The organism is Vibrio sp. R11-SG3-ISO3-SZ (assembly GCF_059834345.1).
In genome coordinates, this window is the sequence record NZ_JCBDGX010000134.1 from 1 (window position 1) to 14,540 (window position 14,540).

At 47.8% G+C, this 14,540-nt stretch carries 10 protein-coding genes; 1 reads left to right on the forward strand and 9 read right to left on the reverse strand.

All coding sequences use genetic code 11. The features are described 5' to 3' along the window. The 7 genes from AC6R1O_RS15630 to AC6R1O_RS15660 form a co-directional block, all read right to left on the reverse strand. Positions 1 to 585: GMC family oxidoreductase N-terminal domain-containing protein (locus AC6R1O_RS15630; protein ID WP_500657344.1), on the reverse strand; the 585-nt coding region annotated here is incomplete at its 3' end. Between the two features lie 13 nt (positions 586 to 598). Next, positions 599 to 2,059 (reverse strand): betaine-aldehyde dehydrogenase, encoded by a 1,461-nt coding sequence (betB, locus tag AC6R1O_RS15635; RefSeq protein WP_500637340.1) that lies wholly within the window; start codon positions 2,057 to 2,059, stop codon positions 599 to 601. Between the two features lie 17 nt (positions 2,060 to 2,076). Next, positions 2,077 to 2,673 (reverse strand): transcriptional regulator BetI, encoded by a 597-nt coding sequence (gene betI, locus AC6R1O_RS15640; protein ID WP_487903301.1) that lies wholly within the window; start codon positions 2,671 to 2,673, stop codon positions 2,077 to 2,079. Positions 2,674 to 3,064: 391 nt separating this feature from the next. Beyond that, positions 3,065 to 4,141: a response regulator gene (locus AC6R1O_RS15645; RefSeq protein WP_500637341.1), complete on the reverse strand. Its 1,077-nt coding sequence runs from the start codon at positions 4,139 to 4,141 to the stop codon at positions 3,065 to 3,067. 29 nt (positions 4,142 to 4,170) lie between these two features. Continuing rightward, on the reverse strand, positions 4,171 to 8,967 hold the full coding sequence (locus AC6R1O_RS15650) for a PAS domain S-box protein (RefSeq protein ID WP_500637342.1): 4,797 nt from the start codon (positions 8,965 to 8,967) through the stop codon (positions 4,171 to 4,173). Positions 8,968 to 8,990: 23 nt separating this feature from the next. Continuing rightward, entirely contained in the window at positions 8,991 to 10,190 is a 1,200-nt protein-coding gene (locus AC6R1O_RS15655) for an EAL domain-containing response regulator (RefSeq protein WP_500657345.1), read from the reverse strand. 306 nt (positions 10,191 to 10,496) lie between these two features. Continuing rightward, positions 10,497 to 11,711, reverse strand: a complete 1,215-nt coding sequence (locus AC6R1O_RS15660) for an Lcl C-terminal domain-containing protein (protein ID WP_500657346.1) — start codon at positions 11,709 to 11,711, stop codon at positions 10,497 to 10,499. Positions 11,712 to 11,915: 204 nt separating this feature from the next. On the opposite strand from AC6R1O_RS15660, the gene AC6R1O_RS15665 reads away from it, so the two are divergent. Continuing rightward, positions 11,916 to 13,064 (forward strand): helix-turn-helix transcriptional regulator, encoded by a 1,149-nt coding sequence (locus tag AC6R1O_RS15665; RefSeq protein WP_500657347.1) that lies wholly within the window; start codon positions 11,916 to 11,918, stop codon positions 13,062 to 13,064. Positions 13,065 to 13,078: 14 nt separating this feature from the next. Here the strand turns inward: AC6R1O_RS15665 and AC6R1O_RS15670 are convergent, their stop codons facing one another. Both AC6R1O_RS15670 and AC6R1O_RS15675 read right to left on the reverse strand, forming a co-directional pair. After that, positions 13,079 to 13,423, reverse strand: coding sequence for a YajD family HNH nuclease (locus AC6R1O_RS15670; protein ID WP_334553357.1), 345 nt, complete (start codon positions 13,421 to 13,423; stop codon positions 13,079 to 13,081). Between the two features lie 168 nt (positions 13,424 to 13,591). Further along, a complete protein-coding gene (locus tag AC6R1O_RS15675; protein ID WP_500657348.1) occupies positions 13,592 to 14,476 on the reverse strand; it encodes a LysR family transcriptional regulator in 885 nt (294 codons plus the stop codon). Positions 14,477 to 14,540 lie beyond the last annotated feature (64 nt).

Here is a 14,540-nt window from a genome sequence, read left to right on the forward strand (position 1 = left end):
AACCCCTTTGTCTACCGTCATGTCCATCGCACCAAAACCTTCTTGCTGATAGCCATTGTAATCGTCGGTTTCGGGATAGCCCGCTTCCACGCCAGCATCAATAAAGGCGCGGTATAGCGGATTGAGCTCCATATTGTTGCCACCACAGGTGCCAAGCGGCCCATCGCCGCCTCGGTAGGCATCTGCGCCGCCCTGCCAAGATTCCGCTCGGCGGAAATAAGGCAGACAGGCTTGGTAGTTCCAACCCTCGGCGCCGTGTTCCTGCCACTGGTCAAAGTCACAGGCGTGACCGCGCACATACACCATGCCATTGATGGATGAGCTACCACCCAACACTTTGCCCCTTGGGCAGTGCAGTTGTCGGCCATCTAAGCCTTGCTCAGGCGTCGTTTCAAATTGCCATGCGTATTTTTCACTGTTCATGGGGTAAGAGAGCGCCGTTGGCATCTGGATAAAAATGCTCTTATCGCTGCCCCCGGCCTCAAGCAGCAGCACTTGGTGCTCACCGCTTTCGGTCAATCTGTCTGCCAGTACACAGCCCGCTGAACCGGCGCCCACAATGATGTAGTCGTAACGAGTTGTCATTGTCTGCCTCCCGTTACGCGTATGGGCTTTCGTAGCCGCCAAGTTCCACCAAAATACTCTTGGTTTGGGTATAGTGGCGCAGGGTTTCTGGGCCATTTTCACGACCAAGACCAGAATGCTTGTAGCCGCCCACTGGCATTTCTGCCGGGGAATCGCCCCAAGTGTTGACCCAGCAAATACCTGCTTGCATCTGATGAATCACTCGATGCGCTCGAGACAGGTTTTGAGTAAAGACACCCGCTGCCAAGCCGTAGTCGGTATTGTTCGCCCGTGCGATCACCTCGTCTTCATCGCTAAAGGTGAGCACGGACATGACAGGGCCGAAGATTTCCTGCTGCACATGAGGCATATCGTCATCGCAATCAGTAAACACTGTTGGCTGAACAAAATTGCCGCTTGCTAGCGCGCCATCTTTCACCGCTTCACCGCCAGTCAATAAGGTCGCGCCGCTCTGCTTGGCGCTTTCAATCGCTGCGAGCACTTTTTGTTGATGCTCTTTAGAAATAAGCGCGCCAATCTGGGTCGCCTTATCCATAGGATCGCCAACCACCAGTTTCTCGGTTCGCGCTTTAAGTTGTTCTATAAATGAGGGGTATAATGACTCATGCACAAACACACGAGTGCCGTGGGTACACACTTCGCCTTGGGTATAAAAGTTCGCCACCATCGCTGCCGACACCGCATCGTCTAGCTTGGCATCATCAAAAATGATCAGCGGTGACTTACCACCAAGTTCCATGGTGACGTGCTTGAGCGTGCGCGCACTGTCTGCCATCACTTTCTTGCCCGTACCCGACTCACCAGTAAACGACACCTTGGCGATATCAGGATGTGCGGTCAGCATTTGACCAACGCGATGGTCCCCTTGCAAGACGTTAAAGACACCATCAGGCAGCCCTGCTTCAGTGAATATCTCAGCCAGTTTCAGCGCGGTCAGTGGTGTCTCTTCCGACGGTTTGAAAATCATCGCATTCCCTGCGGCGAGTGCGGGTGCGGATTTCCACATAGCGATCTGAATCGGGTAGTTCCACGCGCCAATCCCTGCGCAAATGCCCAGCGGCTCGCGACGTGTGTAGAAGAACTGTGATTCACTCAGCGGCTGCTGCTCACCTTGAAGCGCAGGAGCAAGCCCGGCAAAGTATTCGATCACGTCTGCGCCGGTGACGATGTCCACTTCCAACGCTTCTTGCAAAGGTTTACCCGTATCCGACACTTCGAGTGCGGCGAGTTCATCATTGCGCTCACGCAGCAGCGCCACCGCTTTGAGCAAAATGCGGCTGCGCTCAATGGCACTCATCGCTGACCAAACAGCAAAGCCTTTCTTCGCCGATTCAATCGCAAGCACGAGATCGGCTTCGCTGGCTTGACCTATGGTCGCCAAAGGTTCACCCGTTGCCGGGTTGTAGGTGGTAAATGTTTCACCAGACGTGGCCTGGTGGGCTTTACCGTCGATAAATAGTGATTTCATATCCATGTAAAGTCTGACTTAAATTATTTTTGTGAGTAAAACGTGAGTTGTTTATCGAGATAATCGTTGATGATTTGGCGCGCCATATCGGCGTCTATGCCTTGCGGGTTGAGCGTCCCGCGAATCCAAATCCCATCGATCAACGCAGCGATACCGTGCGCGACCACCTCCACCTGTTCGGCAGAGAACAGCGCCTTGAGTTCGATCTTCAGATGAGAGAGCAAGCGCTTCTCATTGACTTGCTGAAGACGTTTGAGCTGAGCGTCGTGCATTGAGTATGACCAGAAAGCCAACCAGGTTTTGGCCACCTTATTCTCTGCTTGATAACCGACAAAGTTGCCATCAATGATGGCGTTGATGCGTTCAACGTGGGCGTCTTTTGGCAACACCTTGAGTTTCTCGGTGATGGTGGTTGAGAGCTGACGCAAAATCTCACGCATCGTCTCCTCTAACAGGCCATGTTTACCGCCGAAATAGTGGTTGATGATGCCCGTCGACACACCCGCTTCTTTGCTGATCAGAGAGATACTGGCCGCGTGTAATCCTACGCGATCGATCACCGTCATGGTGGCCTGCACCAACTGCGGTTTTCGAATTTGTGGCATCCCAACTTTCGGCATCAAACGGCTCCATTTATTTTTTATTGAACGTTCAGTTAAATATAAAATGCCTGAAAATTAGTTCGAACTCAAATGATTTTTCATTAACGTAAAGAATCAATCCTGATTGAGAGGCGAAAACGGGTGAGAAGAAATCCGTAAAAACGACACAGAATTGCTACATTTTGGCGACAATAAACGCCTTCAAATAACTGAAAGTTATAGATATGGCGTGACACCAGCGTCAAGTGCGCGACTTAACAGTGAGGGGAGAACAACGAGTAAGGTTTACACACATGAGCAGCACAAGATAAAAATTATGTGCTCGAAATATTGTTAATTAGCCCACTAAACAAAGTGCACAACACTAAACTCGGCTTGTGGCAAAAATGTGCTGTGTTGGGCTCAGGCGCTATACCACCGCCAACAGCTTTTTGAGCAAGGTTTCCGCATTAGTCGGTTTGACGATGTAATCCACCGCGCCCAATTTGAGGCACTCGACAAAGCTGTGTTTATCGGTATTGCTGGTCAGCATAATGATGGGCACATGTTTAAGTGGCTCGAGCTTTTTAAACGCTTTTAATGTCTCAACACCGTTCATCACAGGCATATCAATATCGAGTAGTACAGCACTGGGTGGGAACACTTTGGCTTTCATAATCGCTTCAGCGCCATTCGAGGCCGTTTCCACCCGAAATCCTTTCGGTTGCAAAATCGTGGTGATGATTTTAAGCATCATTTTCTGATCATCGGCGACAATCACCAAAGGCTCTGTTTCTTTGGTTTTCGGCTTAGCACTTCTTACCTGAGCGCCGAGATCACTGAAGTAGACCTCATTATGGTTCTTAAATTCATCTAAGCCCTGCTTCATACGCCCGCTGGTCTCATCGCCTTCTAGGCTTTCATGGCGCTCACCTAATTCATTGAGATCCCTTGCCAAATCATCCAAAAGACCACCCTGAATGCCTTTCTCATCATTGATCGATCCTTCGATACCATCGAGTTGCAGCGACACGTCGAACATATCTCGGCGCGAATCCTCTATCTCTTGCTCCAATTCGCTGACTTTGATCTGCTGCATCAGCGCCTCAGAGGTGAGATCCAACAGCAAACGCACCTTGTTCATGTCATAAACAGGATTGATCGTGTCGTAGAGAAAAAAGCGCTTCGACATGCACTCTTGGTAGGCTTGCTCACGGTACTCTCGATTACAAAACAACACCGACAAATGAGGGTATTTCATGATGTTCGACAGCGCACTGTGTGAATCAAGCAACTGGTACAAATCAATCGCAAACTTAGGGTCTTCAAAGGCGTAGATGAACATGAAGGCAGTGTGCTGACCACGCGCAAACTCAATAAACTCTTTTTGATCCTCTTTTAAATTGGAAAAGACCAGTTCACTCGCCCGACCACGCAGAACCTCCTCCATTAAGTCACGAATTTCATGTGACTCATAAAACACCACAACGGTAATCGATTTATCCATATCTTTTCTCGGCCCTTAAATCAGTGAAACTAAAGAATGCCCAAGGTGTTCAATTGCTGCTCTATCTGCGTCAGCTCCGTCTTAATCTGCTCGATGTTGTGCGCTGCTAAATCAACGTCTTGATTGTTCAGCTCTATCTGTTTAAACAGTTCACTCACATAAGCCGCGCCACTTGAAGCCGAAGAGCCTTTCGCGGCGTGCGCCAAGCTTTTGATCTTATTATAGTTCAAAGCAGAGATGGCCGACTCAAGATCGGCCACTTCCGTTTGAATACTTTCCCAATACATGGTGAGGATCTCACTGATGATCGCTTTGTCATCGGTCCCAATCACCTCAACTAAGGTCTCTAGTCTCAGACCCTTTTCCATCCCCTCTTCCGTTTCGCCTTCCTGCGTATCAGGAGCGCTGGCTTGCGCGGCACTGATCTGTTTCAGCCAATGCGCCAGTTTGCTCTTCAATAAACCAATTTCGACCGGTTTGGAGATGTAGTCGCTCATGCCCGCTTTGAGGCAGGTGTCCGCTTCTCCCACTAAGGCGTTAGCGGTGATCGCGATAATGGGGATCCGTGCTTGAGATCGCTGTGCTTCACGCTGCCTGATCTGAGCCGTGAGCTCGTAGCCATCCATATTGGGCATATGGCAATCGGTTAAAATTAAGTCGTAAGCACCGCTTTCCCACATCTCTAGACCTTCGACCCCATCATTGGCGATATCATGGGCGATCCCGAGATTGTCCAACTGACGGCCAATCACCATCTGGTTGGTTTTGTTATCTTCAGCCACCAGCACACGTACCCCTTCGGTGGCAAGTTGGGTGAGCATCGACGCACTCGCGCCATGCGCGCTTTCTAAACTCTCTTCTGGCCATTGAAAATCCGGACTCACCAGACCGCAAAGCACGCCAATGCCATGAATCAACTCACTCGGTTTAAGCGGATGGCCTGCAATCACGAATAGGTATGGGTTTGCATAACCTTTGGGTTTGATTGGGTCTTCTTCGATCATTAAACGCAGCGCGCCATCGCTGTTAATTTTTGCGTCAAAGAACGGATCGCAGATCAAGACAGGCTTTTTGTCGCCCTCACGACGAGTGACGGGTTGCCACTCTTGTGGGCTCGATAACACCGTCATGTCCGTTACACCCAATTGGGTTAAGCAGTGTTTACAGCCGTCTTGGAACGGCGCTTTACTTAAGCCAATCACAATCGGCTGATTCGTCAACATCACGTTGCTAAATTCTGGCGTACGGTCAATCACCTCGGGAATGGGAATCGTGAGCGAGAACGTGCTGCCGACCCCTACTTCACTGCGCACCGCCACTTCACCTCCCATTAACTCAACAAAAGATTTGGTGATGCTCAGGCCAAGCCCTGTCCCGCCATATTTACGAGTGGTCGAGGTGTCCGCTTGCTGGAAGGGAGTAAAGAGCGATTGCAATTGGGTTTCACTGATGCCGATGCCGTTGTCACGCACCTCGATGTGTAGCAACGATTGAGTGTGGTCAAAGCGGCTCACCAACTTCACTAATCCTCGTTTGTCCTCGTAGTGGGAAAACTTGATCGCGTTGCCCGTTAGGTTAAGGATAATTTGTCGGATGCGTAGGGAGTCAATGGCGATGCTTTGTGGGATAGACAAATCGGGCTCCAACACCAGATCGACGTTTTTGTCCGACGCGTTGACCCAAAGATTTGCAGCGGTTTTTTCCATGATTTCAAGCAGCGAATTGGGCGTCCACTCAATGTCGATTTGGCCTGACTCAATTTTAGAGAAATCGAGTATGTCGTTGATGATATCAAGCAGGGCAAATGAAGAGTCGCGTACCGTGGTCGCCATGCGTTTTTGGTCGGCGTTGAGTGGGGTTTGTCTCAGCAGTTCAATCATGCCGATCACGCCGTTCATCGGGGTGCGTATTTCATGGCTCATGGTCGCAAGAAATGCCGACTTCGCCTCGTTAGCCCGCTGGGCAGCGAGCGTCTCTTTTTCTAACTCGGTTAGGATGCGTTTCTGCTCGGTAATGTCGATGTTGATACCAAACATCTTGACCGGTTTGTTGTCGTCATCATACACGATAGCCGCCGCCACCTTCGCCCAGCGTACATCGCGCTGTCCTTTGCGACGAAAACGAAATTCCGACTCGATCGCCAAATCAAACTGCATCGCGTCTTGAATCTCTTTCTCTATCGCATCAATGTCCTCTTCCAACACGCGGTCACGCCAGTCAACGTAGGTGAGTGGGAGCCCCTCTTCGACGCCATAAAGATCATAGGTACTCGGATCCCAACGCAATTCATCCGTCTCAATGTTGTACGCCCAGTTACAAATCCCACCCGCTTCTGACGCGATGTTGATTCCGCGAATCAACTCTTCGCGTTGATCGCGTGCGTCACGCAGCTCCTGTTCAAAGGTCTTGCGTTCCGTGATGTCTTCAATAATGGAGATATAATATTTGGGCTGCCCTTCGTCATCTCTCACCAAAGAGATGTTGAGATTTGCCCAGAAAACGCTTCTATCTTTGCGGATATAGCGCTTATCTAGGGTATAAAAGTCTGAGTTGCCTTCTAGCAAGTCCTTTAAATAGCCTTTGCTTAAAGAGAGATCTTCATGATAGGTAATGTCTACCACATTCAGTTCAAGCAACTCCTGTTCGGAGTACCCTAAACTGGCACAGATGCGCTGGTTGACTTCCAACATTTTTCCATCCAGCGCAACACGAGCAATCCCGACGGCGGCTTGGTCGAAAGCGGTACGATAAATGGTCTCTCGTTCTTTTAGCTGTTTTTGCAGGCTTAATTGCTCATCTTTGATCGCTTGCTGCTCGGTGATATCGCGTATTGCAGCGACAAACAAGCTCTCGTTTTCCAATCTCGCTTCGCCCACTGAGATTTCAACAATGATGATGGCCCCGCTTTTGTGTTGCGCCTTGACGGTTCGCAGTTGACCAATAAATTGGCGGATCTCTTGGTCAAAATAGCATTGGCGCGCTTCGTTGTCTTTCAGGGTGGTTTGCGGTAGGAGCACTGCGATAGGTTGACCTATCATTTCGTGCTGCTTGCGACCAAACATCAACTCCAACGAGTGGTTTACGTCAATAATGATCCCTTTGTCATTCATGACTATCGAGCCATCGATGGCGGTATCAAACACGGTTCTTAAACGCTTGGCGGCTTCGCGTGACTCTCTGGTACTCTCTTCGATGCGTCTTTCAAGCTCAAGCCTTGCGATCTCGTCATCTTTCTTAATTTCCGTAATGTCGTTATGCACCAGAATAAAGTGGGTCACCTTGCCTTCATCATCAAAGACGGGATCAACACTGAGGTTATTAATGAAGGTGGTGAGATTTTTCCGGTAATTGATCATCACGCAGGTACAGCTTTTGCCGTGCTCGATGGCTTCCATTACGCGCTGCTTAGACAAACGTTCTGTTTCCGCTCCCCAGAGCACTTGATAATGTTGATCGATCAGTTCGTCTGCTCGGTAACCAGTGAGAAATTCAATCGCCTGGTTGACAAAGATGATCGGCATCGAGGTTTGTCTGGCATCGGCAATCATGATGCCAGAAGCCATCGCGTTCATCGCCGTGCGTTGAAGCTCGACTAGCTGCTGCTTCTCGCTCACTTCACTGAGCAATCCATCCCGCTCATACAGTTTTTCTTTCAGTTCCAGTAACGCGTTGTTGATCGAGCTGACTTCATCTTTTCCTTGGCGCTTTTCAATCTCTGGCTCCAAGTTACCATTGGCGATTTCCAGTATGGCTTGAGTCACCTTTTGCAAAGGGCGCGTCAATATGCGCGAGGAGAGATACCAAAGTGAGATGATCAACATCAACGCGACAAAGAATATCCACTTGCCCAGTTTCATCAGCTCAGCGTATTCGTTGTAGGCGATATTTTTGTCGACCCGGATCAAGGTCGACCAATTAGGAATAGGAAGGTCAGTTTCAGTACTGAAATGAGCGAAAGCAGTAAACTGTTCAATACCTTTACGCGCATGGGTCGAGATTACTGTTCCCGTCAAACCAGCAATCGCTCGTTTTGCCCCTTCAACCCCCTCATTGACCAAATTGATCTGCCCCACGACAGAGAAGTCGCGCTCATAGGTGGTGGTTTGTTGGACAAATGGATCGTAATCAACAATCACGTTGCCTTGTTCATCCAGTAGGGTGAGCTCGGCATAAGGTAAGCCTTTCTGCGCCAGAAGTTGATAGGCTTTCTCAAAGCGCTGCTCAACAATAGTAAAATCCAAGATATTGAGCCAATAGCCAATCAGGGTGCCTTGGGTGTCGTAGATTTTTGAGCCTATCAGGAGATCAAACTGCTGCTCATTGGTATCGATAATGCGCTTGGTTGGACCGAAGAAAAACACATCCCCGACGGCGTGCTCGGCGCTAGAAATCGCTTTAAACCAGTCGGATTCGACCACCTCTGATTTGGAAATATTGTTACTGAAAATCGTTTTTCCTAAATGGTTGCGGCTGTTTTCTGCAATCATTTCTCCATTGAGATCCATGATACCGATGCGCCGATAGACTGAATAGTTCTTGATAAGGCGATTAAGCGAGGCCAAAAATTCCGGATCTGTGACGTCGTATTTGAGCTCCGCTTCGTTTTCCAACTCACCCAGCACTAAAGGAAAAATCGACGCGTCGTGATAGCGCTCCATTAAGTTTTGTTCAATCAAATAGGTCAGATATTTGGCTTCTCGCTCTAAGCCGTTAGAAGTGTATTGCTTGAGCAGCCCATCACTTTTACTCAGCATTAGATAGGTCGCGGACATCATGAAAAGTCCAACAATCATCAGTCCTATTGGCAATTGCTTTGAAAGTTTCATTTTCTGTCCTTAGGCTATTAGAGCTATTGTTTGCGGTGCTCAGTCCATAATCCCACTTGGCCACGATTGACTCTCGCTACCGCCTGCTCACTAGGTTCAGGGCGAGCTAAGCCAAACCCTTGACCGATATCACAGCCCAAACGCTGTATCGCTTGCAGCGTTTTATTGTCTTCAATCCCCTCAGCCACGACTTTGAGACCAAAGTCTTGGGCAAGGCCAATACAGCGCTGACATACGGCCAGTGATTTTTCATTCTCCAGCACATCAAACACAAAGCTCCTGTCAATTTTGAGCTCGTTAAAAGGTAGAGAGTGAAGCTGGGTGAGGGTTGCATAGCCAGTACCAAAATCATCAATCGAGACGCCGAAATTGAGCATCCGCAAGCGAAGTAACGACACATGCACGCTTTGTGGATCGTTTGAAATCAAGGTTTCGGTCAGTTCGCACACGATGCGATGATTGCTGATGCGAAACTCTGCCGCTTTGTCCGACAACCACTGCGGAAAGTGCTCATCTTCCAGCACTTGGCTAGAGACATTGAGTGATAAGGTGAGATGGTCGTACGCGCTGCCTAACTGAGAAAAAGCGTGCATGGCGGCGTTGATCACTTGCAAGGTGAGCCGCATCATCAAACAGCTGTTTTCCGCAGTCGAAATAAAGCGGCCGGGCAGAATCAGTGTCTTCTCATCGGGTTCGATTCGCGCCAAGGCTTCAAAGCCCATCAACTGCATCGTATCTAATGAGTATTGTGGCTGAAAATACGCTTTTACATGTTTGTTATCGAGATGCATTGCCAACACTTGCGGCGTTAACGGCTCACTCTCGAGCGGTTGATCGTGCACATCACAGCCCGGTTTACGATGCAGGTAGTGACGAATCATCGCAGCCGTGATGGGCTTGGACGATACGCCTAAAATGCGCAGATGGTAGCTATCGGTGAGTGTGCGTGTAGAGCGAATCAGCGCATCGTCTTCACCACTAATGATGACGATGTCGCCGCGAAATCGTTCATTACTCAACTTTTGCAGTAAGTAGAGGCCATCCGAATCGGGCATATTAATGTCACAAAAGATAAGATCGATATGCGCCCCTGCCACTACGTCATACGCTTGCGCCCCATTCCCTGCCTCATGAATATCAAAGCGCCCCAACGCATTAAGCGTGGACGCTAACATGGTGCGGATAATGGGCTGATCATCAACAATCAGAATGGATTTGGTCACAAACACTTCGCCTTTGAGAACGCTATCTAAACGAAAGTATAGTCAACAATTGCCGTGATGATGCTTTAGTTAATAATCGATCGCACTGATATATCAGCCTTTATTTTAGAAAAGGCTGATATACATTTGTGATAGTGAACAGAGAAAATACTCGCTGAACTTGTGGGAGAGCCAGCGAGGAAATGGCGTGTCTTGTGAGTCTAGGGGGCAAGGACTGAAATCAAAATGCTGTAGAGCGTGTCCAATCTGTTTCATTCACGCAAGATGATCCCAGCCCTCAATTCTTAGTTAGGCGTCAACATTAACTTACTGCACGTCTCTCACCAAGCGAACCCAATTATCAATTGAGATGTAATCCGTGGCCATCTCAGAAGCAAGCTCATAGTCGGCAGGTATACCGCTTTTGGGATCACTACGTTGTGCGCCGGCGCCATGCCAATCGTAGTATTGAGTAGAATCAGAATTTTTCTTACTCCATGCCTGCGCAAAAGAAACGTAGACCGCCGTGTGTTTAAAGTCACCTTGAGTGGTATTCGTCCAAAAATAGTACGAATCATTGCTTGACTCAAACTGAGTTGGTGTCACATCAAAATAAGTCGTGTTGATCGCGGGTAGATCTTTCTTTTCGTAGTCAACCAGAGATTGAAGCTCTTTTGCGTTAGGTAAACGCCAATCACTATACCCTGCCAAAGTGGCGTTTTCGGCGTACTCCAGTGCGTCAACCCAGTTCATCCTTTCGCCACTGTCACTTTTCGCCCACATCAAGCCAGTCGAGCGATCTGTAACGGTACCATCTTGATTATCAACGTAATCCATTTCATAGAGAGTCGTTGTGCCACGAACTGCGCGTACGTAGTTACCTGGTACAAACATATTATCGGAGTCCTGAATTTCTGACCCATCAAAAAACAACCCTGTTTCATAGGATTTGATATGTCCATCGGCAAAATTAAAACCGAAGCCACCCTGTAGACCTCCATGAGTGGTGAAATTTTGTACCGAACCTTTGTTATAGACAGTGCTAGACCAAAATGCACCGGCAAAAGGCAAACGCTTGTCGTATTCAAAATCGAAGTATTCGGTATCGATATAAGGTTGGCTAACTGCACCACTCTCGGGCTTCATTAATTCACCATCGAAGTTGGCGAGAGAATAAAGTTCTTTTATGGTAGGGAGGCGCCAATCATCATAGCCGCCGAGGGTCATTGATTCTACAACCGCTACTGAGTCAGCTAGGTTTCTTCTCGTTGTGTCATGATCTTGTTGCCACATTAAGCCGGTATTTAAATCGGTCACTGTACCATCACCATTGTCTTGATATCGCAAAGGCACGCCTTCATAAGACGCATCTTGACCTGAATACAAACTGTCACTCGAAGCAGCCAATGCTTTTCCGTTAGTATCAAAATGACCCGATTGCCCTGTATCTGGTAACTTGGGGAAATCGTCTTGGGCGAGAAGCGGGAATGCTGTCGCAGTCATCAATCCTAAAAGCACTGCTTTACTAAGAACCTTTAACATCTAAATCACCTAATTAGTATTGAGTTGATAAGCCACAGTATTCCCTCAAGCCCAAACTCGATCGTCCCAAAACATAAGTTTGGACGCTATTTTTAGAACTTTTTATATTTTTCCAATATGATATGCACGAAGAAATAACGGACAGCTTGCCGAAACAAAAACCTTTGTTGTCAACGAGGAAAAGTGAGAGTGATAGAATTCAATATGACATGGAACCTCGGGGTCATTGCACTGACTCTATCGGCATTTACCGTCCTCAAGATGCTGAGGCAACCTCAATTCCATCGTGGATATGTGATTATTACGATCTGGTTATTTGTCTTACTCGCTCCATTTACTAGCCACATGCTGGATTTGATAAACGATCACGGTCCACACTTAATGGCTCCGTGGCTTAATCCAGCATTAAACTTATTGCATGGCCCAATCATGCTCATCTATACACAACAGCTAATTAGCAAAGAGTATTGGCCATCGTACAAGTACGCATTTCACATGATCCCTTTCCTGCTCTTCTACGCACTATTCACGCTCTATCAGCCAGACGCCGTTGTTCTACCTGGGTCAAGTTCCAGCTTGTTGGATAAACTGAACTTCATCAGTGCTAAACCGGATGTCATCGAGGGGATGTTGGCGTTTTTTGGTCAATGCAATCTGATCATCTTTATGATCTATTCGGCTTGGACTATTCGCATACTTCGCAAACATAATAGAAATTTATCCACTTATTTCTCCCAGCAAGGGTCGACGATCAGTTTGATTTGGATTTACGTCATTCCCTCACTGTTTGCTTTTTTGGTCTTGCTCAATATCATCAATGAGTCAGGTGATACCTCGTTGCTTGATCCGATGGACGCTCATCTGCTCTCATATCTAACCTTTATTATCGTGTTGTGCGTCTTTGGAGTAGAACAACCTCCGTTACACCAAACTTTGGGTTGGGAGCAACAAGATGAAAGGCAAACCTCATCTGTTGGTGATGATGTCAACGCCCCAACATACGCCCCAGAAGATCTGCAAAAGCTCAATGTACTAATGACAACGGAAAAGCTCTACTTAAATCCGGACCTGACGATATATCAACTTTCTCACTCACTTGGGATGCCGAGGCGAGAAGTATCGTCACTTTTAAACAATGGATTGAATAAGAATTTTTTTCAATTCATCAATGAATGGAGGGTGGATGAAGTAAAGCGTCAGCTACAAGATCCGCATACTCGCCGATTCACCTTATTGGATATCGCGCTTAACTGCGGTTTCAAATCAAAATCATCGTTCAACAGCATTTTCAAACAATGCACAGGTATGACGCCCTCCGCATATAGAAAGAAAAACGATGATTTTGCCTTGTGATGGCGAGCGCCTTGTCATTTTTTCATCATCTTCGCCAGATCGGCAAAAGGGTTGTAAGTCGCGCTTTGGTGATCATCTTCACCTGGCTTGATTTCGCTGCCATAGCGATCGTGCTCTAGGTATTTACTGTGCTCATGATCGTGGCAGTAGAGACAAAGCAGCTCCCAATTGCTGCCATCTTCTGGGTTGTTAGTGTGGTCGTGATCTTTGTGGTGCACGGTGAGTTCACGAAGATTGGAGTAGACAAACTCTCGGGCACAACGGCCGCATACCCAAGGATAAAGTTTCAGCGCTTTTTCACGATAGCCCGCTTCTTTGCGCGCATAACCGGCGCTGGTTCCGTAGTAATCTGATGACATGTATGTGTCTCGGTGGAAAAAGAACGTGTTTATGGTATCACGCATACACTAATGAGACCGTGATTTAAACTTGATCGTGCTTCTCAAACCCACCAATTATCCACTTTGAATTTAAATGTAGAGATTATCCAATCGATGATTGGATTGCTCACATTTGTACCGAGTTTCTCACTCTTGCCATTTTGAAAAGCGCTCAAGAAGATAATCGATCGCTAACCTTGCTCTCAATGGCAGGAAGTGACGGTTCTGATAAACAATCCAGCTACTATTACCACTTCCCCAATAAGGCTCCAGAATAGGGACCAATCGACCGGATGAAAGGGCATCGTTAAAACTGCTTTTGGGTAGATACGCGATGCCTAATCCTTCGCTGCAAGCCTGTAAAACAGTGTGGACATTGTTGCTTTTCCATCTCCCCTGAACTTTGACGCCATCTAAGGGCTTTCCATCCTTTTCAAACAACCAGACATCCTTATTGGCAATGATGCAGCTATGCTGCTTTAGCTGCTCTGGATGAATAGGCAGACCATGTTCATCAATATAGTGCTGGCTGGCTGCTGCTGCCATGGGTCGATCAACGAGTTTTCTCGCGACCAAACCCGAATCGCTCAACTGTCCATAACGGATGGCAAAGTCAAAACCATCTTCAATAAAATTGACCATACGGGTGTTGAAGTTAATTTCTACGGTAAGATTGGGATGCAGTTTCGCGAATTCCATCAGAGCAGGAGCGACATAGTTTTCAGAAAATGCGCCAGCGGCACTAACGCGCAACGTACCACTTAACTGAGTTTGCTGTGTCGTAAGCTGTTCGTTCGCTTGTTGGAGCCCAATCACTAGCTCTTTGCATTGCTGGTAATACGCTCGACCGGCCTCAGTTAAGCTCACCATCCGTGTTGAACGAGCTAACAACGCCACACCCAGTCGTTCCTCTAATTTCGTCACTTGGCGGCTAACGTGACTCGTACTGCAACCTAATTGTTTTGCTGCAGAAGAAAACCCTAAGCTCTCCGCGACCGTAACAAATTCGTTGATACCCTCAAAGCTATCCATAGTTACCTTTGCTATTTAGCAATAATGTTTTGTCAAACCAGTGTATTATCACTCATTTGAATAG